Annotated in this window: 19 protein-coding genes; 11 read left to right on the top strand and 8 right to left on the bottom strand. The window is 72.6% G+C overall.

Features of this window, described 5'->3' with window-relative positions; translation table 11 throughout:
* Positions 1–86: 86 nt before the first annotated feature.
* The gene (locus L2K70_RS02695; RefSeq protein ID WP_236398607.1) at positions 87–1,067 is read left to right on the top strand and encodes a LysR family transcriptional regulator; all 981 of its coding nucleotides are present in this window, start codon (positions 87–89) and stop codon (positions 1,065–1,067) included.
* Here L2K70_RS02695 and hemE read toward each other — a convergent pair.
* The gene (gene hemE / locus L2K70_RS02690) at positions 1,027–2,067 is read right to left on the bottom strand and encodes a uroporphyrinogen decarboxylase (protein WP_236398603.1); all 1,041 of its coding nucleotides are present in this window, start codon (positions 2,065–2,067) and stop codon (positions 1,027–1,029) included. The two genes, L2K70_RS02695 and hemE, sit on opposite strands and share 41 nt — an antisense overlap.
* Positions 2,068–2,138: 71 nt before the next feature.
* Here hemE and L2K70_RS02685 point away from each other — a divergent pair, with 71 nt between their 5' ends.
* Together L2K70_RS02685 and L2K70_RS02680 are read left to right on the top strand one after the other, a co-directional pair.
* Positions 2,139–2,756, top strand: a complete 618-nt coding sequence (locus L2K70_RS02685) for a DUF3000 domain-containing protein (RefSeq protein ID WP_236398600.1) — start codon at positions 2,139–2,141, stop codon at positions 2,754–2,756.
* A gap of 2 nt (positions 2,757–2,758) precedes the next feature.
* Entirely contained in the window at positions 2,759–4,078 is a 1,320-nt protein-coding gene (locus L2K70_RS02680) for an HRDC domain-containing protein (RefSeq protein ID WP_236398597.1), read from the top strand.
* 72 nt (positions 4,079–4,150) lie between these two features.
* Here the strand turns inward: L2K70_RS02680 and L2K70_RS02675 are convergent, their stop codons facing one another.
* From L2K70_RS02675 to L2K70_RS02655, 5 genes are all read right to left on the bottom strand, one after another.
* Positions 4,151–5,560, bottom strand: a complete 1,410-nt coding sequence (locus L2K70_RS02675) for an ABC transporter substrate-binding protein (protein WP_236398593.1) — start codon at positions 5,558–5,560, stop codon at positions 4,151–4,153.
* Positions 5,561–5,570: 10 nt separating this feature from the next.
* Positions 5,571–6,026: a type II toxin-antitoxin system PemK/MazF family toxin gene (locus L2K70_RS02670; protein ID WP_236398591.1), complete on the bottom strand. Its 456-nt coding sequence runs from the start codon at positions 6,024–6,026 to the stop codon at positions 5,571–5,573.
* Between the two features lie 148 nt (positions 6,027–6,174).
* Positions 6,175–6,771: a hypothetical protein gene (locus L2K70_RS02665; protein ID WP_236398588.1), complete on the bottom strand. Its 597-nt coding sequence runs from the start codon at positions 6,769–6,771 to the stop codon at positions 6,175–6,177.
* A 55-nt stretch (positions 6,772–6,826) separates the two neighbouring features.
* Positions 6,827–10,747 (bottom strand): ATP-dependent RNA helicase HrpA, encoded by a 3,921-nt coding sequence (hrpA, locus tag L2K70_RS02660; protein WP_236398585.1) that lies wholly within the window; start codon positions 10,745–10,747, stop codon positions 6,827–6,829.
* 47 nt (positions 10,748–10,794) lie between these two features.
* Positions 10,795–11,265 carry a hypothetical protein gene (locus tag L2K70_RS02655; protein WP_236398581.1) on the bottom strand — a complete coding sequence of 157 codons (471 nt, stop codon included), beginning with the start codon at positions 11,263–11,265 and terminating at the stop codon, positions 10,795–10,797.
* Between the two features lie 155 nt (positions 11,266–11,420).
* Here L2K70_RS02655 and L2K70_RS02650 point away from each other — a divergent pair, with 155 nt between their 5' ends.
* From L2K70_RS02650 to L2K70_RS02630, 5 genes are read left to right on the top strand one after another with little or no spacing between them, the layout of a single operon-like run.
* On the top strand, positions 11,421–11,831 hold the full coding sequence (locus L2K70_RS02650) for a YciI family protein (protein WP_236398577.1): 411 nt from the start codon (positions 11,421–11,423) through the stop codon (positions 11,829–11,831).
* A gap of 7 nt (positions 11,832–11,838) precedes the next feature.
* Entirely contained in the window at positions 11,839–12,999 is a 1,161-nt protein-coding gene (locus L2K70_RS02645) for an RNA polymerase sigma factor (protein ID WP_236398574.1), read from the top strand.
* A 55-nt stretch (positions 13,000–13,054) separates the two neighbouring features.
* Positions 13,055–13,768, top strand: a complete 714-nt coding sequence (locus tag L2K70_RS02640; RefSeq protein WP_236398572.1) for a response regulator transcription factor — start codon at positions 13,055–13,057, stop codon at positions 13,766–13,768.
* Positions 13,768–15,195: a sensor histidine kinase gene (locus L2K70_RS02635; RefSeq protein ID WP_236398569.1), complete on the top strand. Its 1,428-nt coding sequence runs from the start codon at positions 13,768–13,770 to the stop codon at positions 15,193–15,195. Before L2K70_RS02640 ends, L2K70_RS02635 begins: the two co-directional genes overlap by 1 nt.
* Positions 15,196–15,223: 28 nt before the next feature.
* The gene (locus L2K70_RS02630; RefSeq protein ID WP_236398566.1) at positions 15,224–15,790 is read left to right on the top strand and encodes a ribonuclease FAU-1 family protein; all 567 of its coding nucleotides are present in this window, start codon (positions 15,224–15,226) and stop codon (positions 15,788–15,790) included.
* Here L2K70_RS02630 and L2K70_RS02625 read toward each other — a convergent pair.
* Positions 15,762–17,159: a threonine/serine exporter family protein gene (locus L2K70_RS02625; protein ID WP_236398563.1), complete on the bottom strand. Its 1,398-nt coding sequence runs from the start codon at positions 17,157–17,159 to the stop codon at positions 15,762–15,764. The two genes, L2K70_RS02630 and L2K70_RS02625, sit on opposite strands and share 29 nt — an antisense overlap.
* A gap of 79 nt (positions 17,160–17,238) precedes the next feature.
* Here L2K70_RS02625 and L2K70_RS02620 point away from each other — a divergent pair, with 79 nt between their 5' ends.
* Both L2K70_RS02620 and L2K70_RS02615 read left to right on the top strand, forming a co-directional pair.
* Complete coding sequence (locus tag L2K70_RS02620) at positions 17,239–18,372, top strand: glutamate--cysteine ligase (RefSeq protein ID WP_236398560.1); 1,134 nt, start codon at positions 17,239–17,241, stop codon at positions 18,370–18,372.
* A 129-nt stretch (positions 18,373–18,501) separates the two neighbouring features.
* Complete coding sequence (locus L2K70_RS02615; protein WP_236398555.1) at positions 18,502–19,908, top strand: WS/DGAT/MGAT family O-acyltransferase; 1,407 nt, start codon at positions 18,502–18,504, stop codon at positions 19,906–19,908.
* Positions 19,909–19,990: 82 nt separating this feature from the next.
* Here L2K70_RS02615 and L2K70_RS02610 read toward each other — a convergent pair whose 3' ends face one another.
* Positions 19,991–21,160: a site-specific DNA-methyltransferase gene (locus tag L2K70_RS02610; protein ID WP_236398552.1), complete on the bottom strand. Its 1,170-nt coding sequence runs from the start codon at positions 21,158–21,160 to the stop codon at positions 19,991–19,993.
* Positions 21,161–21,260: 100 nt separating this feature from the next.
* Between L2K70_RS02610 and L2K70_RS02605 the strand changes: the two genes are divergently transcribed.
* Positions 21,261–22,640, top strand: coding sequence for a phosphodiester glycosidase family protein (locus L2K70_RS02605; protein WP_236398549.1), 1,380 nt, complete (start codon positions 21,261–21,263; stop codon positions 22,638–22,640).
* Positions 22,641–22,661: the final 21 nt, after the last annotated feature.

The following is a 22,661-nucleotide window of genomic DNA, read 5'->3' as shown; positions in this document are numbered from 1 at the left end:
GTATAGTTTCTTAGTAGACTTTAGCGAACGTCGTCGCGGACACGCTCCCGCGCGGCTTCCCGACCACGGCAGAGCAGGAGCATCGGGTGCGGATCGAACAACTGGAGTACCTCGCGGCGGTCACCGAGCACGGCTCGCTGCGCCGGGCGAGCGAGGCGATGCACATCTCCCAGCCCGCGCTGAGCGAGGCGGTGACCAAGCTTGAGAAGGAGCTCGGTGCGACGCTCCTCGACCGTCGCCGTACGGGCTCGCGGATCAGCCGTCAGGGACTGGACCTGCTGCAGAACATGACCGACGTCCTCGAGGCCGTCGACCGGCTGCGCCAGGCCGCGGGCCAGCAGTCCGTACGGCGCCGTGACCTGCGCATCGGCACCGTCAACACCGCCTCGTCCACCCTCCTCGCCCCTGCGCTCAAGGACATGCGCGCCGAGCACGGGGCGGGCGGTGTCGAGGTGGTCAACGCGCGACAGGTCGACATCCAGCAGGGTCTCACCGAGGGTTCGCTCGACCTCGGGCTCGTCAACGTGCTCCCGGGCGACGAGATCCCGACGACGATCGTCGCCGACAAGCTGATCGAGGGCACGCCGGTCGCGTGCATGCGTGCCGACCACCGCCTCGCGGCGCAGGCACACGTGAGCGTCGACGACCTCCGCAAGGAGCCGCACGTCCTGATGCGACCGGGCTTCGTCATGCACCGCTACGCCCACCGCCTCTTCGCGGGCGCCCTGCCGGAGACGACGTACGCCACCGACGGCGCCGAGATGGGCAAGTCGATGGTCGCCGCCGGGCTGGGGATCTCCATCCTCCCGGACTTCTCGATCACCGGCGATCCGCTGGTGCGCGCCGGGGTCCTCACGACCCGTCCGATCCTCGCCGGCGACGGCGCCACGACCGTCACCCTGCTGATGCTGCGACGCCGCGCCGAGCGCGTGCCGGAGCCGGTCCGCGACCTGCAGACCGCCCTCGTGCGCCAGGCCCGTTCCTACCTGGCGTCGCTCGAGCCCGACCCGTCGGTCGTGACGCCGATCAGCGCGGGTAGGACTGGACGAACTCGGTCAGCGCAGTGAGCTGACCGGGGTCGGTCGACGGGATGACCCCGTGACCGAGGTTGAAGATGTGGCCCCTCGCCGCGCGACCGGCCTCGATCACCTCGGCGGCGCGAGCCGTCATCACCTCGGTGGGCGCGAAGACCAGCGTCGGGTCGAGGTTGCCCTGGACCACGCGGTCACCGACGAGCGGGATGGCCCGGTCCAGCGGCGTGCGCCAGTCGACCCCGACCACGTCGGCGCCCGCCTCGCCCATCAGCCCGAGCAGGTTGGTCGTCCCGACGCCGAAGTGGATGCGCGGCACGCCGAGCTCTCCGGCCCCGGCCAGCACCCGCTGGGAGTGGGGCATCACCGAGTCGCGGTAGTCGGCCGGGGTCAGCGCGCCGGCCCACGAGTCGAAGAGCTGCACGGCCGAGGCGCCCGCCTCGACCTGGATGCGGAGGTAGGCCGCCGCGATGCCGGCGATCTTGCGCATCAGCGCGTCCCACACGTCGGGGGCCCCGAACATCATCGCCTTGGTCCTGGCGTGCTCCTTCGACGGACCGCCCTCGACGAGGTACGACGCCACGGTGAACGGCGCGCCGGCGAAGCCGATCAGCGGCGTGGCGCCGAGCTCGGCGACGAGCTGGCGGACGGCCTGCGAGATGTAGGGCACGTGCTCGGGCACGAGGTCGGGGATGGCCTCGACGTCCGCGAGCGTCCGGACCGGTGAGGCGACGACCGGCCCGACGCCCGGCTTGATGTCGAGGTCCACGCCCACCGCCTTGAGCGGCAGCACGATGTCGGAGAAGAAGATCGCGGCGTCGACGCCGTAGCGTCGTACGGGCTGCAGGGTGATCTCGGTGACCAGGTCGGCGTCCATGCAGGACTCGAGCATCCCGATCCCCTCGCGCACCTTCAGGTACTCGGGGAGCGACCGGCCCGCCTGCCGCATGTACCAGACCGGCGTGTGCGCCGGCTGCCCACCGCGTGCGGCCACCAGGAAGGGGCTCTCGGACAGTCCGGGATGGGGCGTGGTCACCGACGAATCTTCGCAGGTCAGGCGGCGTGGCGGCACATCGGCGAAGCGCGGGGCTGGCCTACTCTGGCCGAATGGTGGCTCGTCACGAGACCCACCCGGGCAGCGGTGCCGGGGCTGGGCCTGCGGAGTTCCGCGCGGCTGTGGAGTCGATGCGGCAGGCCTCGCTGCGCCCGGAGGTGTTCTGCGAGGAGATGCCCGCCCCGCAGCGCATCGCGCCGTGGTCGTCCGCGCTCAGCGGCGACGTCACCGTGGACGACGAGGACCTCGGCACCGGCCGGCTGATCCTGCTGCACGACCCGGCCGGCAACGACGCGTGGGACGGCACCTACCGCTGCGTGGCCTACGCCCGCGCCGACATCGACCCCGAGCTCGGCGCGGACCCGATGCTGGCCGCCGTCGGGTGGTCGTGGCTCACCGAGGCGCTCGAGGCGCACGGCGCCGAGTTCCACGCCGCGTCCGGGACGGTCACCTGCGTCACCACCGAGAGCTTCGGGGGGATGCGCGACGAGCCGGGCACCGCCCAGGTCGAGATCCGCGCGTCGTGGACCCCGACCGTCGGCGACGACGGCCTCGACATGACCGCCCACGTCGAGGCGTGGGGCGAGCTGATGTGCACGGCAGTGGGCCTGCCGCCCGTGCCCGAGGGCGTCACCGCGATCCCGAGCCGACGCGGTCAGCGCGGCACGTGAGCATGGCCGACCGTGAGTCGGGGACTGCCGGGAACGAGCCCGACGAGGACACCGCCCCCGAGACCGAGCCGCAGGCGGAGGCGGAGCCCGCTCCCCTGCTGGTGCTGCGAGACGGCCTGCCCGAGGTCGTCGACACCGACGACGGGCTCGCCGAGGCGAGCGCGGCGCTGGCTGCCGGCACCGGCCCGGTCGCGATCGACGCCGAGCGCGCGTCCGGCTACCGCTACTCCAACCGCGCCTACCTGATCCAGCTGCGTCGCGAGGGCTCCGGCACCTGGCTCGTCGACCCGATCGGGATGACCACCCTCGAGCCGCTGCAGCAGGCGCTGGCCGGGTCGGAGTGGATCCTCCACGCCGCCACGCAGGACCTCCCCTGCCTGCGCGAGGTCGGCCTGACGCCGACCAGCCTCTTCGACACCGAGCTCGCCGGCCGGTTGCTCGGCTACCCCCGCGTCGGCCTGGCCACCCTCGTCGAGACGGTGCTCGGCCAGCGGATGCGCAAGGAGCACTCCGCGGCCGACTGGTCGACGCGTCCGCTGCCGAAGCCGTGGCTGGAGTACGCCGCGCTCGACGTCGAGGTCCTCGTCGAGCTGCGCGACCACCTCGCCGCCGAGCTCGAGGAGGCCGGGAAGGCCGAGTGGGCTCGCCAGGAGTTCGACCACCTGCTCGACTTCGAGCCGGCCGTGCGCGTCGACGCGTGGCGCCGTACGTCCGGGGTGCACCGGCTGCGCGGACGGCGGTCGCTCGGTGCCGCCCGGGCGCTCTGGGAGGCCCGCGACGCCATCGCGGCCGAGCGCGACGTCACGCCCGGGCGGATCCTGCCCGACTCCGCGATCGTCGTGGCCGCGACCGCGATGCCGACCGACCGCCGGGCGCTGCTGTCGACGCAGGGCTTCCACGGCCGCGGGGCCGGGCGCTACGCCGCGACCTGGGTCGACGCCCTCCAGCGCGTGCGCGAGATGAGCGAGGACGAGCTCCCCTCACGTGCTCCTCGAGGTGACGGTCCGCCGCACCCCCGCACGTGGGCCGACCGTGAGCCGGTCGCCGACCGCCGGTTCAAGGCGGCGCGCGAGGCGATGCTCAACCTCGCCGAGCTCCACCACCTGCCGGTCGAGAACCTCCTGACGCCCGACTACCTCCGCCGCCTGATGTGGGCGCCGCCGGCCACCCGCGACCCGGCCGACCTGGCGCTCGCCGTGCGCGAGCAGCTCGCAGCCCTCGGCGCCCGGCCCTGGCAGGCCGAGCTGGTCACCGGCGCGCTGGTCGGCGCCATCCTCGGCGCGGACGTCGAGCCGGACGACCCGCCCACGCCCGCTACCTAGGGACGTTCTGGTAGGTGTTCGGGCCCTCCGACCTACCGGGATGTCCCTGGATACCCGCGCGGGGGATCGGACCTACTCGGTCGGCGACTCCGACGGGTCCTCGGTCGGGGACTCCGTCTCCTCGGGCTCGGGCGAGAGGACCTCCTGCGAGGCCTGGTCGATCTGCTCGGTGGTGAGGTCGAGGTCGAGCACGCCGGGGGCCGTCACCAGCCGCTCGAGCAGCGGGGTGACTGCCTCGGTGAGCTCCATCCGCTGGTCGATGAACGGCGGCACCACCATGTAGCGGATGCTCGCGTTGAAGACCGCGGAGCTGGCGGGTTCCTGCTCGGGCGCGAGGAAGTCGTCCGACGCGGCGACCGAGGTGTTGGCCGGGACGATGTAGCCCGTCTTGGCCACAGTCGCGATCGCGGCGTCCGAGACGGCGTACGCGATGAAGTCGGCCGCGTCGTTGACGACCTCGGAGTCGGCGGAGATGCACAGGCCGTTGATGTCGCCGACGGTCGCGCGCGAGTCGATGACCGGCATCGGGAGGACGTCGAAGTCGAGGTCCTCGGCGTCGCGCAGCTGGGGCACGATGTTGCGGAAGCCCGCGATCATCGCGAGCTCGCCGCGCTTGAACAGCTGGAGCGGCGTGGCCCGGGCGAGCTGCGCGTTGGTCGGGGTGACCGTCGGGTCGCGCAGGATCGCGAGCGTCTCGCTGAGCGCCTCGCGGGTGTTGTCGTCGGAGAAGGCGAGCGACGTCGGGTCGCGGTCGTCGTCGAACACCTTCCCGTCGCCGGAGTAGATGAACGGGGCGAGGCCCTGGAGCGTCGGGTCGATCCACACCCCGCGGGTGTCGCCCCTCCGGGACGCGAACGACGCCGCCGCACCGAACTGGGCCAGCGTCCAGCGGTCGCGCTCGCCGTCCTCGTCGGCGGACGGCACGTCGAGCCCGCGGCGCTCCATCTTGTCGAAGTCGACCAGGTCGGTGTTGTAGTAGATGACCATCGGCGAGACGGAGTACGCCATGCACTGCAGCTCGTCGTCCATCGCGAACGCGTCGACCGCGTCGCGCGAGAAGCGGTCGCCGAAGTCCACACCACGCTCGTCGAGCAGCAGGCTCACCGGCTGGAGGGCGTCGGCGCCCACGAGCTGGCCGAGGTCGATGCGCGAGGTGAGGAAGGCGTCGGGAGCGTCGCCGGCGAGGATCGCCTCGAGGGCGGACTCGTGGTCGGGCCACGACTTGAGCGTGACCTGCCGGGTGGTGGAGCTCGCGTTGAACGCGTCGACGACGCTCTGGAAGGCGGCCACCTCCTCGTCGCTCCCGTAGGCGCCGAAGGTGATCTTGCGCGGCTTCTCGCTCGGCTTCGCGGTCTTGGTGGGGGACGGGCTCGGGGCCGGGGTCGGCTCGCTGCCCCCGCTGCACGCGGCGAGCGACAGCGCGACCGTCACCGCGCAGGCGGCGAGGGCGCTGCGGCGCAGGGCGGGAGGACGGCGGAGCACGGGTCGAACCCTAACGGGAGAGGCCACGCCAGGCCTCGACCACGTCGCGGAAGATCACCTCGTCCAAGGCCGCTCCCTCGCGACGGACAGCGCCGCGCTCGAGGTGGATGAGGCGGTCGAGGCGCACCTCGCTCGGCCGGCGCTGGCTGTCCCAGGCGCCGGTGCCGACGTCCATCCAGTGACGACCGTGGCGCGCCTCGTCGTCGGCGTCCCGGTCGTGGTCCTGGCTGCTGAGCATCAGCCCGACCCACCCGTCGCCCTCGTCCGCCCCGGCCGTGTCGAGCAGCAGGACCGGCCGGTCCTTGCCCTGGGACGGGTCGTCCTCGTAGGGCACCCACGCCCACACGACCTCACCCGGGTCCGGCTCGCCGTCGGCCTCGGGCGCGTAGCGGGCTCCCTCGGTCGGCGCTGCCGGGCTCGAGGTGCCGCCGGAGAGGAAGGCACGGACGCGCCTGGCGATCGTCATCCGGCAAGCCTAGAGCGCCCAGGCATCCAGCGGACATGTGCGAGTGCGCCGGACCGGGAGCGCCTCACGGCGCGTGGCCGCTCGTAGCGGCTAATTGTGGGACCCGGGGCTGCCACAGCCCGACGCACTCGACCTCCATTGTAAATCGTCAGGCCAGCGAGTGGCGGATTTCCACCTGTCCCGCGGCCTCGAGCTGCTCCGACAGCGCGAGCATCCGCGTGATCTCCTCGTGCGTCGCCTCGCCGAGTCCGGCGCGGCCCGCGGCGACGATGCGGGCGAAGGCGGCGGCCCGGAAGAGCGTCACCGCGAAGTCGCCGCGCGCGATGCCGCGCAGCACGTCGTCGACCATGTGGCGCAGCTCGTCGGGTCCGGGCGGGTCGGCCACGCCGGCCACCACGCGCGCGACGTCGACGCGGCGGTGCCCGGCGTCGTACTCCCGCGACACCTGCTCCGGGGCGGCGTGGACCCAGGAGCGCAGCAGGAACAGCCGCCACAGGCTGCCCGCCAGCGTGTCGGCCGGCGCTCCCGACCAGACCTGCGCGAGCGTCTCGAGGCCCTCGCGCTCGGCGAGGTGGACGATGCGCTCGGCGACCCGCGGGTCGTCGGAGTCGCGGGCGCCACGCACCAGGACCGTCGCGGCGAGGTCACCGGCCTCGCGGACCTTGGCGGGATCGGCGCCACCGGCGATCTCGGCGAAGAAGCCATCGCCCGGCGTCATCGGTCGGTGGTGGGGGCGGTCGGTCACCGGTCCAGCGTAGGTCGAGTGCGCGGCCCCGTGGCGAGGAGTGCCGCGCAGGCACTCAGGCCGACGTGCCCATCACCTTGCGGATCCGCTGGTCGCTGACCTTCTCCCGGGTGCCGAGCTGCTGGGCGAAGAGCGAGACGCGGTACTCCTCGAGCATCCAGCGCGCGTCACGCAGGTGCTGCGGGAGCGGCTGGCCCTCGGGCAGCGCGGCGACCGCGTGGAGCCAGGCGTCCTGGAGCCCGGAGAGCTGGTCCTGCAGCTCGCGGTCGCGGGCCACCTGGCTGTCGAGCCGCTCGCGCCGGTGGGTGACCGCGGCGAGGTAGCGGGGGTAGTCGCGCAGCCGGGTGGTGCCGGCCTCGCCGACGAAGCCGGGCCGGACCAGCCGGGCGACCTGGTCGCGCATGTCGGTCATCGCCGGCAGGGTCATCAGGTCGGCGCGCCCGGAGATCGCGCGGTCGGTGGTGCGCCAGGCCTCCAGCACGCGCATGACGTCGTGCACCGCCGGGCTCATCCCCTCTGCGACTGCGGTGCGGGCCGCGGCCACCACGGCGTCGTACGACGCCTCGTCACGGACGGTGGGCCGCGCGTCGACCACCTCGCCGACGATCGCTGCGCGCACGTCGTCGAGCAGGTCGCCGACGCTGGGGTACGGCGAGCCGACCAGGGCGAGCTTGGCCCTCTGGTCCAGGCCGGCCGCGGCCAGCACGTCGTCGACGGGGTCGGCCGGTCCGAGCGCGAGCAGCACGAGACGTCGTACGCCGAGGCGGTGGTGCGCGGCGGCCACCTCGGGCGTGGCGAGGACCTGGAGCCCCACCGTCGTGCCCTCGTCGACCAGCGCGGGGAAGCCGCGCACCTCGTGCCCGGCGCGGCGCTGGACGAAGGACTCGTCGATCGTGCCGAAGGTCCAGCTCGTCTGCCCGGTCGCGGTGACCCCGGAGTCGGAGGCGACGTCGGCCATCGCCTGCTCGAAGGTCGGGCGCAGCGGCTCCTTGAGCGCGTCGAGGTCCTTGCCGCGACCGGCCTCCTTCCCCTCCTCGGTGACGACGCGGTAGGTCGGCTGGAGGTGCGTCGGCACCTTGGACCAGTCCCACGCGTCGCGGTCGATGACCAGGCTGCGGGTGCTGCGGGCGAAGCGCTCGAGCGCGTCGAGCAGCGGCTCGGAGCCGGGCGGCGTGGCCTCGAGGAACTCGCGGGCGGTGTTGGGCGCGGGGACCATAGCGACGCGGAGGTTCTTGGGTAGCGAGCGGATCAGCTCGGTGACCAGCTCCTCGCGCAGCCCGGGCACGAGCCAGGAGAAGTCGTCGGCCTCGATGCGGTTGAGGGTCGCGACGGGTACGTCGATCGTGAGGCCGTCGTCGGCCGCGCCCGGCTCGAAGTGGTAGCTGATCGGGAAGGTGAGCCCGGCCTCGTCGCTGTCGTGCCACTCGGTCGGGAAGTCACGCTCGCGCACCTCGCCCGCCGCCGCGTTGGTGAGCATGGCGGGGTCGAAGGTCAGCAGGTCGGGCCGCTTCTGCCGCGCCCGCTTCCACCACTGGTCGAAGTGCTGCCCGCTGACCACGTCGGCGCCCACGCGCGCGTCGTAGAACTGGAACAGCGTCTCCTCGTCGACGACGATGTCGCGGCGCCGGGCGCGGTGCTCGAGCTCCTCGGCCTCCTCCAGCAGGCGGGCGTTCTCGGCGAGGAAGCGGTGGCGGGAGTCCCACTCGCGCTGCACGAGCGCATGGCGGATGAAGAGCTCGCGGGCGAGCGGCGGATCGATGCGGCCGTACTGCACGAGCCGGTCGGCGACCAGCGGGACGCCGTACAGCGTCACGCGCTCGCGCGCCATCACCGCCGCACGCTTGCGGGACCAGTGCGGCTCGGAGTACGTCCGCTTGACCAGGTGTGACCCGAGGCGCTCGGCCCACTCCGGGTTGATCGCGGCGTTCTGGCGGGCCCACAGCCGTGAGGTCTCGACGAGCTCGGCGCTCATCAGGAAGCCCGGGTTGCGGCCCTTGAGGACGCTGCCGGGGAAGATCGCGAAGCGGGCGTTGCGGGCGCCGAGGTACTCCCGCATCGGGCGCCTCTCACCCGGCCTGCCCTGCTCGCGCTCCTCCAGCGCGCCGACGTGGCTGAGCAGCCCCGACAGCAGCGCCTGGTGGATGCCGTCCTCGTCGGGCGTGTCGGAGGGGTGCCCGACCTCGAGCTTCATCTCCTTGGCGACCTGGCGCAGCTGGGACTCGTAGTCCTGCCACTCGCGGATGCGCATGTAGTTGAGGAACTCGCGCCTGCACATCCGGCGGAAGGCGCTCGACGAGAGCTCCTTCTGCTGCTGCTTGATGTGGCGCCAGAGGTTGAGCCAGGTGAGGAAGTCGCTGGACTCGTGCGTGAAGCGGGCGTGGAGCTGGTCGGCCTGTGGGCGCTGCTCCTCCGGGCGCTCGCGCGGGTCCTGGATCGACAGCGCCGCGGCGATGACCAGCACGTCGCGGACGCAGCCCAGGCGCTCGGCCTCGAGGATCATCCGGCCCAGTCGGGGATCGATCGGCAGGCGGGCGAGCCGGCGGCCGACGTCGGTGAGGCGCAGGCCGGGCGCCCGCCCCTCGCCCTGTCGTCCGCCCCTCCGGGACGTCATGCGGTCGGGGCGAGCGGTTGCCCCGTCCGTATGACGTTGCGACGGTGCGCCGACCTGCACGGCGCCGAGCTCCTCGAGCAGGTCGGTGCCGGCCTTGACGTTGCGACGGTCGGGCGGCTCGACGAAGGGGAAGCGGGCGATGTCGCCGAGCCGCAGCGAGGCCATCTGCAGGATGACGCTGGCCAGGTTGGTGCGGAGGATCTCGGGGTCGGTGAACTCAGGGCGGCCCTCGAAGTCCTCCTCCGAGTACAGCCGGATCGCGATGCCGTCGGAGACGCGGCCGCAGCGCCCGGAGCGCTGGTTGGCCGACGCCTGGCTGATCGGCTCGATCGGCAGCCGCTGCACCTTCGTGCGCACGGAGTAGCGGCTGATCCGCGCGACGCCGGTGTCGACGACGTACGCGATCCCGGGGACCGTCAGCGAGGTCTCGGCGACGTTGGTGGCCAGTACGACGCGGCGCACCGTGGACGGGTGGCTGGAGAAGACCTTGTGCTGGTCGGCCGCGCTGAGGCGGGAGTAGAGCGGCACGATCTCCAGCCGATCACTCTTGAGGGCGTCGAAGGCGTCCGCGGTGTCGCGGATCTCCCGCTCGCCGGGCAGGAACACCAGCACGTCGCCCGGACCCTCGGCCGACAGCTCGCGCACCGCGTCGACGATCGCCTCGGTCTGGTCGCGCTGGACGAGCTCCCCCTCCTCGTCGCGCTCTGCTTTGTCGGTTCCTGAGGAGGCGAGGGACGAGCCGTCTCGAAGGGCCAGCAGGGGGCGGTAGCGGATCTCGACCGGGTAGGTACGGCCCGAGACCTCGACCACCGGGGCGTCGAAGTGCTTCGCGAAGCGGTCGACGTCGATGGTCGCGCTGGTGATGACGAGCTTGAGGTCGGGCCGGCGCGGCAGCAGGCGCTTGAGGTAGCCGAGGAGGAAGTCGATGTTGAGGCTGCGCTCGTGGGCCTCGTCGATGATGATCGTGTCGTACTTGCGCAGGTCGCGGTCGCGCTGCAGCTCGGCCAGCAGGATGCCGTCGGTCATCAGCTTGACCCGGCTCGCGCGCGAGGTCCGGTCGGTGAAGCGGACCTGGTAGCCCACGACGTCGCCGAGCTCCGTGCCGAGCTCGTCGGCGATCCGCTCGGCGACCGACCTGGCGGCGATCCGGCGCGGCTGGGTGTGGCCGATGAGCTTGCCGCCGCCCGACGCACCGAGGCCGCGGCCGAGCTCGAGGCAGATCTTGGGCAGCTGCGTCGTCTTCCCGGACCCGGTCTCGCCGGCCACGATGACGACCTGGTGGTCTCGGATCGCCGCGGCGATGTCGTCGCGGCGCGCGGAGACCGGCAGCTCGGCGGGATAGGTGATCTTCACAACGGGCGACATTCTCGCCCACGGCGGCAACCGGTTTGAATCGGTGAACCCCTGACACGTCAGCTGTTCGAGCCGTCCTCCTCCTCGGGCGGCGTGGTGGGCTCGACCTGGCCGGGCATGCCCGGAGGACCGCCGTGCATGCCGCCGCCCGGCCCACCGAACCCGGGCCCGCCCCGGTCCTCGCGCCGCTGCACCCATCCCTCGCGGTCGAACCGGTCCCCCGGCCCGTCGTGGGTGATCGCGTGGAAGGTCGCCAGGCCGAGGCCCCCGACGATGACACCGGCGAGGGCGGACGCGATGAGGGCGGCGAGGCCGTAGGTCCGGTCCCGGCCGCTGGTCCCGCGCAGCGTGCGGAACCGCTCCCGGAAGCCGCGCCGGGCCACCGGCGCCGGCTCGGGTGCCTCGCCCGGGGCCGAGGTCGTGGCGGCCGGGGCGGTGCCGGGCGGTTCGGGAAGGGGTGCCGCTGCACCCTCCGGGCGTACGGGCTGGGTCTCGTCGTCGGGCCGCGGAGTGCCCTGCTGGTCGCTCATGGGGTCGAGGGTGCTTCCCGACCCTGTGGCGGACCTGTGCGTCAGCCCTGAGGAATCTCGGACTCCTCATCTGGTCGATGTCGAGGAGCCGAGATCGGCTCCGTCCCCGGGGTGGACGCGGCCACAATGGGCTGCAGCTGACAAGGAGATGCGAGATGCCGAAGTACCTCATCCTCAAGCACTACCGCGGGGTCCCCGCGGGCACCGTCAACGATGTCCCGATGGACCAGTGGACGCCCGAGGAGGTCGACGCGCACATGCAGTTCATGGACGAGTTCGGCAAGCGCCTCGAGGCCGACGGGGAGTACGTCGACGCGCAGGCGCTGTCGCCGGAAGGTGCGTTCGTGCGAGCGAACGACGAGGGCACGGGGCCGGTCACCGACGGACCGTTCGCCGAGACCAAGGACCTCATCGCCGGGTGGTACGTCGTCGACGTGGACGGCTGGGACCGCGCGGTCGAGCTCGCCGGCGAGCTGTCGCTCGCGCCGGGGGCCGGTGGCAGGCCGATCCACGAGTGGCTCGAGGTGCGTCCGTTCTACGGCGCACCCACCGCGACCGGGGACTGACCCCGGCGTGCCGGACCCGTTCGACGAGGCGGTCCTGCGTCCGCTGGTGCCGGCTGTCATCGGTGTCCTCGTCCGCCGTGGAGCCGACTTCGCGACGGCCGAGGACGCCGTGCAGGACGCGCTCGTCGAGGCGGTCCGCTCGTGGCCGGCCGACCCGCCGCGCGACCCGAAGGGCTGGCTGGTCACCGTCGCTTGGCGTCGCCACCTCGACGGCGTACGGTCCCGGGCGGCGCGGCAGCGGCGCGAGGAGGCGGTCGACGCGGAGCCGGGACCCGGCCCGACCGAGTCGGCCGACGACACGTTGCGGGTGTTCTTCCTCTGCGCGCACCCCGCCCTCACGCCGGCCTCCGCGGTCGCGCTCACGCTGCGGGCGGTGGGCGGCCTCACGACGCGTCAGGTCGCCGAGGCCTACCTCGTGCCCGAGGCGACCATGGCCCAGCGGATCAGCCGCGCGAAGCGCACGGTCTCGGGCGGGTCGTTCGACGAGCCCGGCGACCTCGCGACCGTCCGGCGGGTGCTCTACCTCGTCTTCAACGAGGGCTACTCCGGCGACGTCGACCTCGCCGCCGAGGCGATCCGGCTGACCCGCGAGCTGCGCTCGCTCGCAGCCGATCCGGAGACCGACGGACTGCTCGCCCTGATGCTGCTCCACCACGCGCGCCGACCCGCGCGGCTGCGCACGGACGGGACGCTCGTGCCGCTCGCCGAGCAGGACCGGACCGGGTGGGACCTGGCGCTCGTCGCGGAGGGCGTCGAGATCCTGCAGGCCGCGCTGGCCCGCAACCAGCGGGGGGAGTACCAGCTCCAGGCCGCGATCGCGGCGCTGCACGCCGACGCGCGGAGCGCGGACGAGACCGACTGGGTCCAGGTCGTGCAGTGGTACGACGAGCTGCTGGCGCTCACCGGCAGCCCGGTCGTGCGGCTCAACCGGGCGGTCGCAGTGGGCGAGGCCGACGGTGCCCGCGCCGGGCTCGCGGCCCTCGCCGAGGTCGATCCCGGCCTGCCGCGCCACCGTGCCGTCGCGGCGTACCTCCACGATAAGGACGGCGACCTCCCCACCGCCGCGCGCCTCTACGCCGAGGCTGCGGCGCTCGCCACGAGCACGGCCGAGCGGACCCACCTGACCAGGCAGGCCGCGCGCCTCAACTCGTCGCTGTCGATCGAGTAGCCGGCGAACAGGTGTCGCACAGGAAGTCCACAGCAATCGGCGGCAGGATGCAGGCATGGTCCTCACCCGTCCCGACGGTTCACCCGTGCGCGTGCTCGTCGTCGACGACGAGGTCAACATCGCCGAGCTGCTGTCGATGGCGCTGCGCTACGAGGGCTGGGACCTCGCCATGGCCCACACCGGCACCGACGCCGTCAGCACGGCCCGCGACTTCCGGCCGGACGCCGTGGTGCTCGACATCATGCTGCCCGACTTCGACGGCCTCGAGGTGCTGCGCCGGATGCGCGCCGACGGCAGCGACGTACCCGTCCTCTTCCTCACCGCCAAGGACGCCGTCGAGGACCGGATCGCCGGGCTCACCGCCGGCGGCGACGACTACGTCACCAAGCCGTTCTCGCTCGAGGAGGTCGTCGCCCGGCTGCGCGGGCTGATCCGCCGCGGTGGCAGCGCCGCCCAGGCCGAGGCCGGCAACGTGCTGGTCGTGGGCGACCTGACCCTCGACGAGGACAGCCACGAGGTGCACCGCGCCGGCACGGAGATCTCGCTGACGGCGACGGAGTTCGAGCTGCTGCGCTTCCTGATGCGCAACCCGCGACGGGTGCTGAGCAAGGCGCAGATCCTGGACCGCGTCTGGCAGTACGACTTCGGCGGTCAGGCCAACGTGGTCGAGCTCTACATCTCCTACCTGCGCAAGAAGATCGACGCCGGCCGCGAGCCGATGATCCACACGATGCGCGGCGCGGGCTACGTCCTGAAGCCGGCGTCCTGATGATCCGCGCGGGGCTGCCGCGGACCCTGACCGCCCGCCTGGTCGCGGTGTCGGTGCTGCTGGTCGCGCTCGCCGGTCTGCTCATCGGGACCGCCGCGACGCTCGCGATCCGCGCGCAGCTCACGCAGCAGCTCGACGACGAGCTCCGGGCCAGCATCGGCCGCAGCTTCGGTGGGCCCGGCGGTCGCCTGCCACCCGTCCACATCGACGGCGACGGGGACGACCGCGAGTTCCTCGGGCAGAACTACGGTGCGGTCCTCGGGCACGTCGCCGCGGACGGCACGGGCTACGCCGGCGTGGTCACGGGCGACGCGGGCAACGTCGGCACGAAGAACCTCGACGCGACCGAGGTGCGCCCGCTGATCGACGTGGCCGGCGAGTCGGACCCCCGCACCGTGACCCTCTCCGACCTCGGCACCTACCGCGTGCTGTCCAGGCCCAGCCTGCGCGGGGGCTACGACCTCGCCGCGCTCCCGACGGCCGAGCTCGACCAGACCCTCGAGGACCTGGTGCGCCTCGAGCTGCTCGCCACCCTGCTCGGCGTCCTCGCCGCGGCCGGCGTGGGCACCTGGGTCGTACGACGCCAGGTGGCGCCGCTGCGTGAGGTCGCCGCGACCGCCCACCACGTCGCCGAGCTGCCCCTCGCGTCGGGCGAGATCGACCTGACCGAGCGGGTCCCGGACCGCCTCGCGGACGAGCGCACCGAGGTCGGGCAGGTCGGCGCCGCGCTCAACACGATGCTCGACCACGTCGAGGCGTCCCTGGCCCAGCGCCACCGCAGCGAGCAGCAGGTGAGGCAGTTCGTCGCCGACGCCTCCCACGAGCTGCGCACGCCCCTGGCGACCATCGCCGGCTACACCGAGCTCGCCCGCCGGCGTCCGGAGACCGTGGGCACCGCGCTCGACAAGGTCGAGACCGAGTCGGCGCGGATGACCGCGCTCGTCGAGGACCTGCTCCTGCTGGCCCGCCTCGACTCCGGGCGTCCGCTGCTCCGCGAGCCGGTGGACCTGTCCCGGCTGCTGCTCGAGGCGGTCGACGACGCGCGCGTCCTCGACCGGGAGCGCTCGTGGCGCCTCGCGCTCCCCGACGCGCCGGTGACCGTCACCGGCGACGAGGCCCGCCTCCACCAGGTCGTCACCAACCTGCTGACCAACGCGCGGAAGTACACGCCCGCCGGAAGCACCGTCACGGTGACTGGCACCGAGGACGGCTTCACCGTCCACGACGACGGCCCGGGCTTCCCCGCCGAGCTGGCCTCGCGCGCCTTCGAGCGGTTCGTCCGCGGCGACGCCGCCCGCACGCGCGCCGGCGGAGCCGGGCTCGGCCTGTCGCTCGTGGAGGCGATCGTCGCGGCCCACGGCGGATCGGTCGCCCTCGAGACTCGTCCCGGCGACACCACCCTCATCGTCACGCTCCCCCGGACCTGACGACCCGACGGGCTGGTAGGAAGGGCGCATGGAGCCCGGGACCCAGATCCGCGTCGAGATGACCAAGTGGGGCGACCGGCCGCACTGGGAGTTCGACGGGGTCTTCCTCGGCGAGGACGAGCACGGTGAGTGGCTCGGCTTCCCCGCAGGCACGGTCAACACCCGACCGGGTCTCCGGCTCGAGTCGAAGGCCGACTGCGTGACGCTGGTCCCGACCAGTGGGTGGTACGCCGCGACCTTCCACGCACCCGGCATCTGGTGCGACACCTACGTCGACATCGCCACGCCCGGCCGCTGGGACGGCGCGGTCATGCGCGCGGTCGACCTCGACCTCGACGTGATCCGGATGTCCGACCCGCTGCCGGAGGTGGTCTACCACGCGGCCGAGGAGGCGGGGCGCGTCGCGGGCGAGGTCTTCGTCGACGACGAGGACGAGTTCGCCGAGCACCAGGTCGCCCTGGGCTATCCCGCCGACGTGGTCGAGCAGGCGCAAGCCAGCTGCGACGCGGTCCTCGCCGACGTCCGCGCCGGGCGGGCGCCGTACGACGGCACGGCGCAGCGGTGGCTCAGCGAGCTCGCTCGTCCGACTTCCTGAGGGCCCGCCGCTCGGCGCGCGTCATCGCGCGGAACGGCCCGACGAGCCGCGGTCCGGCCAGCCGGTTCTCCAGCTTGCGCGCCTCGCGCTTCAGCGGCTGGGCGACGTACTCCCCCAGGATCACGCCGGACGCCAGGGCGATCGCCACCGAGATGGCGGTCATCAGCGCGAGGATCCCTTGCGATACGAAGAAGCCGCCGTCGGCGAGGAACGTCAGGCCGCGGTAGATCGAGAGGCCCGGCAGGAACGGCACGATCGCCGGGACCGCCACGACGAGCGGCGGCACCCGCACCCGGCCGGCGACAGCGTAGGCGACCAGGCCAATGAAGAACGCCGCCGCACCCGCCGCAGCCGCCCGGCCGAAGCCGGCGTACTCCACGCCCTGCGAGATCGCCGCCGCGACCGCGGTGATGAGGCCGACGGGCAGCACGGCCCGCCGGGGTGCGTACGACGCCACGCTGAACGCGGCCGCCGACACCGCCGCGCCGCCGAGGATCGTCGGAACCTCCGAGATGCTGCCGAGCTTGCCGGGGACGAGCTGCTCGAGCGGGAAGCCGAGACCGTCGGCGATCGAGATGCCGAGAGCGACACCCGCGATGATCCCGGCGGTGGCCATCATCGCCTCGATGAGGCGGGCGCTCGCGGTCAGGTAGAAGCCGGTGAGCGCGTCCTGCACGGCGCCCATCAAGCCGATGCCGGCGAGCAGCAGGATGATGTTGGCGGTGACCGCGAGCGAGGGGTCGACCTCGACGGGCGACGCCGCGACACCGGCGGCGAGCAGCGTCGCGATCGTCCCGCCGGCGACCTGGAGGTAGAAGAACGGCAGGCGTCGCCGCGCCATCACCAGCTGCACCCGGTCGATCAGCGCGGCCGACAGGGCCGCGACGACGGAGACGACGACACCACCGCCGAGGAAGACGCCGACCGCGCCGGCCATCACCGCCCACGCGATCGTCACCGCCCAGCGCGGGAACGCGTGGCCGAGCGACACGATCGTCGCCATCCGCGACCTCGCGAGGTAGAGGTCGGTCCGGTCGGTCAGCAGGTCGCGGACCAGGTGGTCGACGGCGGTGAGGTCCTCGTAGTCGATGTCGCGCTGCTGGACGTGGCGGACCATCAGCACCGGCACGTCGTCGGTGCTGCGCTGGTAGCTCATCGACAGCGCGGTGAAGGTCACGTCGATCTCGGCGGCGCGCAGCCCCATGTGGTCCGCGACCGACCGCATCGTCGCGGTCACGTCCGCCGCTCCGGCGCCCGAGGACAGCAGCATCTCGCCGATCCGCAGGCACAGGTCGATGGTCAGCGCGACCTCGCGAGCACGCTCGGCGGCCTGCTCGTCGTCCGGGGTCAGGGCGTCGTGCGGGGTCACGGCAGCATGGTCGCACCGAGTGCGGTCCGCCCATCAGAGGGGTGATCCACCCCTGTCCGGTCCTCCCTAGAGTTGGGCCATGCGCATCGACTTCCACGCCTCGCCCGAGCCGACGCTCGGCGTGGAGTGGGAGCTGATGCTCGTCGACCGGGTCAGCCGCGACCTCGTCAGCAGCGGCTCGGAGCTGTACGAGCTGGCCGGTGGGCGGCTCGACGAGCCGGCCCGGCTGCACAAGGAGCTGCTGCGCAACACCGTCGAGATCGTCACCGGGATCTGCCACACCGTCGGCGAGGCGGTCACCGACCTGCGCGACACCCTCGCGGTCGTCGCGCCGGCCGCGCGCGAGCTCGGCGTCGACCTGCTCGGCGCCGGCTCGCACCCCTTCGCCGACTGGTCCCACCAGCAGCTGACCGACGGCCACCGCTACGCCGAGCTCATCAACCGCACGCAGTGGTGGGGCCGCCAGATGCTGATCTGGGGCGTCCACGTGCACGTCGGCATGCCCGAGCGTGACCGGGTGATGCCGGTCCTGGCGTCGATGCTGACGACGTACCCCCATCTCCTCGCCCTCTCGGCCAGCTCGCCGATCTGGGCCGGCCAGGACACCGGCTACGCCTCCAACCGGGCGCTGATGTTCCAGCAGCTGCCGACGGCGGGGCTGCCGTTCACGTTCGACACGTGGGGCGAGTTCGAGAAGTGCATCGACGACCAGACGACCACGGGGATCATCGACTCGATGGCCGACGTGCGCTGGGACCTGCGACCGGCGCCGCACCTCGGCACGCTCGAGCACCGGGTCTGCGACGGCATGTCCGACCTCGGCGAGATCGCCGCGCTCACCGCGCTCGTGCACTGCCTCGTCGTCGACCTCGACACCCGGCTCGCCGACGGCGAGGCGCTGCCGACGATGCCGCCGTGGCAGGTGCAGGAGAACAAGTGGCGCGCCGCGCGCTACGGACTCGAGGCGATCGTGATCCTCGACGACCACAACCGTGAGCGGCTCGTCACCGACGACCTCGCCGACCTGCTCGAGCGGCTGACGCCGGTCGCGCGGCGGCTGGGCTGCGAGGCCGAGCTGCGCACCGTCGCCGACATCCCGACCCGCGGGGCGTCCTACCAGCGGCAGCGGGCGGTGGCCCACGAGTCCGGGGGCGACCTGGTCGCCGTCGTCGACGCGCTGGTCGCCGAGCTCGACCACTCGCTGACGGCCTGAACCACCTGACTCGCCTGGTCCGCCTGCGGCTGAGACGTCCGACTCCCTCCCTTGTGGCGGTCGTCACCAGGGGGAGAAGATGCGCGGACGCCTCGCGACAGGTGCACGACAGGTGAAGAGGAGAGCTTCGTGGTCAACCCGATCGACCCGACCGCCACCGGGTTCCTGCTCGCCGAGAACCGCAACATGCCGATGCACGTCGGCGGGCTGCAGCTGTTCGAGAAGCCCGAGGGCGCGGGGCGCAGCTACGTGCGCGAGATGTACGAGCAGATGCGCGACGTCGACGAGATCGCGCCGCTCTTCCTCAAGCACCCGCACCGCTCCGCGAAGACAGCGGGCCAGCTGGTGTGGCAGCCCGACGAGCAGTTCGACATCGAGCACCACGTCCGCCACAGCGCGCTGCCCAAGCCGGGCCGGATCCGCGAGCTCCTCGAGCTCTGCTCCCGCCTGCACAGCACGCGCCTGGCCTGGGAGCGGCCGCTGTGGGAGGCGACGGTCATCGAGGGCCTCCGCGACGGCCGCGTGGCGATGTACACCAAGACCCACCACGCGCTGGTCGACGGCGTCTCGGCGATGCGGCTGCTCGCCAGCGTGCTCTCGACCGACCCCGACGAGCGCAACATGCCTGCCCCGTGGGCGATGCGCCCGCGCGCGCCGCGGGAGCGGGCGCCGAGCGACGGCGGTGCCTCGTTGGCCGACGTCTCCGCCACCACGGTGCGTACGGCGCTCGCGCTCGCGACCGAGGCCGCGGGGATGCCCGGAGCCCTGATCCGCACCCTCAACAAGTCGGTGCGCAACGAGACGTCGGCGCTCTCGCTCTACGCACCGCGCACGATCCTCAACCAGAACATCACCGGCTCGCGGCGCTTCGCCGCGCAGGACTGGCCGATCGAGCGGCTGCGCGGGGTCGGCCGGGCGACCGGGACGACGATCAACGACGTCGTGCTCGCCATGGTCAGCGGCGCCATGCGCACCTACCTCGCCGACCTCGACGCGCTGCCCGACACCACGCTCGTCTCGATGGTCCCGGTCGGCCTCAACGCCAAGCAGTCCGGCCTCGCCTCCGCCGACGGCGGCAACGCGGTCGGCTCGGTGATGGTGCAGCTCGGCACGCACCTGCCCGACCCGGCGCAGCGGCTCGCCGCGATCCACCGATCGATGAAGGACGGCAAGGAGGTCCTCTCGTCGATGACCCCCGCCCAGATCGTCGCGATGAGCGCGCTCGGCCAGGCGCCGGCCATCCTCGGTCCGGCCCTGCGGATGTCGGGCGTCGTGCGGCCGCCGTACAACCTCATCGTCAGCAACGTCCCCGGCCCGCGCACCACGCACTACTGGAACGGCGCGAAGCTGACCGGCACCTATCCCCTGTCGATCCCGATCAACGGCATGGCGCTCAACATCACCTGCACGTCCTACGACGGCAAGATGTGCTTCGGCCTCACCGGCTGCCGCCGCACCGTCCCCCACCTCCAGGTGCTGCTCCAGTACCTCGACGACGAGCTGAGGGCCCTCGAGAAGGCCGCCGGCGTCTCCTGAGGGGCGTTCCGGATCTGGAGTCACCGGATATCCGGTGAGTCCTACGGTTCGTGGCCGAGATCTGGGCTACCAACCATGGTGGTCACCGGATGTCCGGTGACTCCAGCACCACCTCGAGCCCCCCGCCGAGCTGCTCGGCGACGGCGGCGAGGCGGGCGCGGGTGATGTCAGCGACGGTGGCGAGGCCGGCGAGGTGGGCGTTGGACCCCTCACGGGTCGGCTCGGCGGAGTTGATGCTGATGCAGCGGCGGGTGCCGCCGTCGGCGGCATTGGCGAGGGCGACGGCGTGCCCGGTCGTGCCACTGCCGGCGAACGGGTCGAGCACGACGGCGTCGTCGGGGACGGTCGAGAGGATCCGTCGGACGAGGCCGGTGGGCTTGGGCGACTCGAAGACGTGGCCGACGAGCGCCTTGAGCTCGGCCACGGCGGTGTCCGTCGAGCCGATCTCCTCGGCGAGCCAGATGGTCCGCAGCTTCTTGCGGCGGCCGCCCTCACGCTCGAGCCAGTCGCGCTGGAAGATGTCGACCCGTTCACCGCTCCGGCCGCGGATCACCCGGCACTCCAGGTCGTCGGGCCGCTCGTCGACCAGCGGTCGCGACCAGCGCCACACCGCCGGCCTGCCGTCGCCGAAGACCGGCGTGAGCGGGCGGCCGCCGTCGAACGGCGTCGTGGCGACGCGGCCCGTCACCGGGTCGCCGTACAGCTCGAAGTGGAGGGTCGGCGCGGTCACCGGGTTGAACTTCTTGTTGGTGTTGCGCAGCGGCAGGTAGCGGAAGCGCCGACCGTCCGCCGAGGTCAGCGGGAAGTCCGCCTCGTCGACGGCCTCGGTCGAGCTGCCCTCGACCACGCAGGAGGGAAGGTGCCGGGCGTACGCGAGGACGTACTCGTGGCTCGTCGCGAACCCACGACCGAGCTGGCGACCCTTGGGGTTGAGGTTGACCACGATCTGCGCGAGGAAGTTGGTCTCGCCGAAGACCTCGTCCATGAGCAGGCGCAGGTGGGCGACCTCGTTGTCGTCGATGCTGACGAAGACGGCGCCGTGCGGCGCGAGCACCTCGCGCATGGCGACCAGCCGTGGTCGCATCATCGCCGTCCACGCGGCGTGGTCGCGGAAGCGATCGGCGTAGACGAAGTCGTTGCCGGTGTTGTAGGGCGGATCGGTGTAGACGAGGTCGACCGAGCCGGGCGCGAGCCGAGGCAGGACGTCGAGGTTGTCGCCGGCGTGGAAGGTGTTCCAGGGCTCGGCGGGCACGGCGGCAGCCTACGGTGGGGTGGCGGTCCACCGCGGGGGCAGCGGAGGCGCTGTTCCCAATTTTCCCACCAGTCCCACCTCGTCCTTTACTCTGGAGCGCGTGTCTCTCCTTCCCCGCCGCCCTGCCCTGACCTTCGCGACGGCCGGTGTGCTCGTCGCGGGCCTCGCGATCGGGTCGGGCGTCGGCCCCTCGGTCGCTGCCGACCGCGACGGCGTCTCGGCCCGGGAGGGATTCCCCGCCGCGGGTGGCACGAGCGGCTACCGCGGGCGCAACCAGACGTCCGACGGCAAGCCCGGGATCGTGGTCGGCCCGCCGGTCAACAGGCGCGGGAAGGCCGCGGTCGTCGCCAACGAGACGGCGTACGAGATCGCGCCCGGCGTGACGCTGCGCGAGTGGGACCAGATCGACGGCCGCCAGCCGGTCGGCCAGGTGAAGATCAACCTGGTGACGGTGAACCTCGACGCGCCCAACCTCAGCTTCGGCCCGCTCACGGGCAGCTTCGTCACCACCCGTCGCACGGTCAGCCAGCTCGGCCGGTGGAACAACGCCCTGACCGCGGTCAATGGCGACTTCTTCGACATCGGCCGCACGGACGGCCCGCTCGGCGTCACCGTCGACCCGGCGGAGGGCATCCTCACCGGGTCGCGCGACGGCTGGATCCCCGGCGTGAACTCCACGCTGTGGTTCGACGGCTCGGGCCCGCACATCAACCCGATCAGCGTCCAGTACCGCCTGCGCCAGCGGCCCGGCCTGATCGTCAACGGCTTCAACCACCCGATCGTGCCCAAGGGCCGCATCGGCATCTTCACCCACGAGTTCAACCGCACCAAGGGCTACCTGGTCACCGACGGCAAGAAGCGCGCCCGTGAGGTGGTCCTCCGCAAGAACCGCGTCGTCTCCAACAAGCCGACGCTCTCCAACGGCCTCAAGATCCGCTCCAAGGACCGCGTGATCATCGGCGCCGGGTCGGCCGCGGCCCAGCTGAAGTCGCTGAGGAAGGGCCAGAAGGTCACCCTCGCCAAGAGGATCGAGGGCGGGCGCCCGACCGCCGCGATCAGCGGCGACCGGCCCCTCCTGGTCAACGGCGTGCGCACCGTCATCAACAACACGATCGCCCACCCGCGCACTGCTGTCGGGATCGACGCCGACGGTCGCAAGCTCTACATCCTCGTCGTCGACGGCCGCTCCACCACCAGCCGCGGCTACACGATGGTCGAGCTCGCCGACTTCATGACCGCGCTCGGCGTCGAGAACGCCATCAACCTCGACGGCGGCGGGTCGTCGGCGATGTACACCCGCACCGGCAGCGGCGCGATGGGCATCGTCAACGAGCCGTCCGACGGCGGCGAGCGCAAGGTCGCCAACGCCTTCGGCCTGATGTACGCCGGTGAGCTCCCGCCCGTCATCAACCTGACCCCGGTGCCCACGCCCACCCCGACGCCGACCGTCACGCCGACGACGCCGTCGCCCGCGCCCTGACGGTGGACGGCGCCGACCCGG

This window comes from Nocardioides potassii (assembly GCF_021648885.1).
GTDB lineage: Bacteria > Actinomycetota > Actinomycetes > Propionibacteriales > Nocardioidaceae > Nocardioides > Nocardioides potassii.
The sequence above is the reverse complement of the archived record's forward strand: the minus strand, read 5'-3'. Positions and strand labels throughout refer to the sequence as shown.